Source organism: Muribacter muris (genome assembly GCF_001038205.1).
GTDB classification, from domain to species: domain Bacteria; phylum Pseudomonadota; class Gammaproteobacteria; order Enterobacterales; family Pasteurellaceae; genus Muribacter; species Muribacter muris.
In genome coordinates this window covers 1-1547 of sequence record NZ_JWIZ01000124.1, presented here as the reverse complement: position 1 = coordinate 1547, position 1547 = coordinate 1, and the positions used below count along the sequence as shown (strand labels likewise).

2 protein-coding genes are annotated in these 1547 nt (G+C 43.1%); both read right to left on the bottom strand.

The genetic code is table 11. The features are described 5' to 3' along the window. A partial coding sequence (locus tag RO21_RS12005; protein WP_047978018.1) for an SEL1-like repeat protein occupies positions 1 to 1145 on the bottom strand: 1145 nt, incomplete at its 3' end. A 3-nt stretch (positions 1146 to 1148) separates the two neighbouring features. Then, positions 1149 to 1547: phospholipase D-like domain-containing protein (locus RO21_RS12000; RefSeq protein ID WP_047978017.1), on the bottom strand; the 399-nt coding region annotated here is incomplete at its 5' end.

The window sequence follows — 1547 nt, the reverse complement described above, 5'->3', positions numbered from 1 at the left end:
CCCGTTTCCCAATCTAAACCCGCCTGTGCCGCCAATTTCTTCACTAATGCCTCATTCGGTTTTTCCGGGCTTTCGCCCTCAAACCAACGCTGAAATGCTATCTTACCGTCCCACGCCGGTAACTCTGCCGGCGGTAACGGCACGATCTCGTCTAAATCCGGCACTTTGGGCTGTAAATGCTTATTTCTAGAAAGGTATTGCCCTATCATTTCATAACGTTTAGCTCGCTCTAAATCAATCGATAAATTTAAAAAGTAAATGTCCTGTTTATCATCTTCCCTTTTTCCGTCAAAAGCTACCGATAATCTCCGTGCTGAACTATCACTTCCATTTTTTGCACCTTGATGAAAAGTCTCTAATGCCTTTGTAAAATTTTTTTCACGTTTATACATTATCCCCAAATAGAGAGATGCTGAAGGCTCTCCCTGTTCCGAGGCACACTGAAACAATCTCTTGGTTAAATCACGCCTAAACGCTTCTGTTTCATCGTTATTTAACCCCCTTATCAACTCACCCAACACATATTGCGCTTCCCGACTACCCAACTCCGCCGCCCTGTGTAATAATGCCCAACGCGTGCCGTCCGTCCCCGCCACTCCATACCCCTGCTCCACATTTCCCTGTAAATTATAATACGCTGTCGCCAATAACTGCTCCGCCAACTGCTTATTTAAATCATTGACTAAATCCTCACTCCATAATCTCTGCCCACTGTAAGAGACCCGCCCTGTCTTTAATAAATACTGCAAACGGATATTCGCTTTATAATCCCCATTTGCCGCCGCTATCCGGTAATATACCGCGGCATTTAACCATACCTCATCATTTTTTTTACCCGTCCACATATTGTGTAAATCCTGATATAACGCATACTCATACAACACCTGCGTCTCTGCCGATAACGGCGGTTTATACTCGTAGCGGCAACTAAATTGATTTTCACGTTCAAACCGTTCGCTGTACATCAGCTTATCCCTCTTCGTCATTGTTGTTTCACTCACTTTTACCTGTGCATTGCAATAGGCAGGTATCGCCGTACCCGTGCCGCCCAAATGAATCGGGTTGCAATCCAAATAACGTTTTAAGCCCAATAAACCCAATACACCTAATACTAGGATAATAAAAAGACCTTTTATCACTTTCATAATCTAATCCGATTTACTAATAGTAGGCGACATACGGATAAATTCCCGTAAAGGACTATCTATAATTTTTTCTCCTTTATACTCTTCTATTCTATCCCTCCACTTATCAAAAGCTATCTCCGCATTTTGATAACGACTTAACTCGTTAGGATTCATCGCACTTCCCACCGCTTGCCGGGTATGAATTTGCCATAATCGCTGGCGTAATGTTTGACTTACCTGCTTACATTCGCTGATTATCCCCAACTCCGTATCCACTTGCATACTGCGGGTATTCAGATTTGCCGAGCCGATAAATAAAAATACATCGTCTATAATCGTTACTTTTGAATGTAAATAAACCTCGTGTTTTATATCGTTTAAATACTGTCCCGGATGCGTCGCACTTTGCGGCGCAAGCGC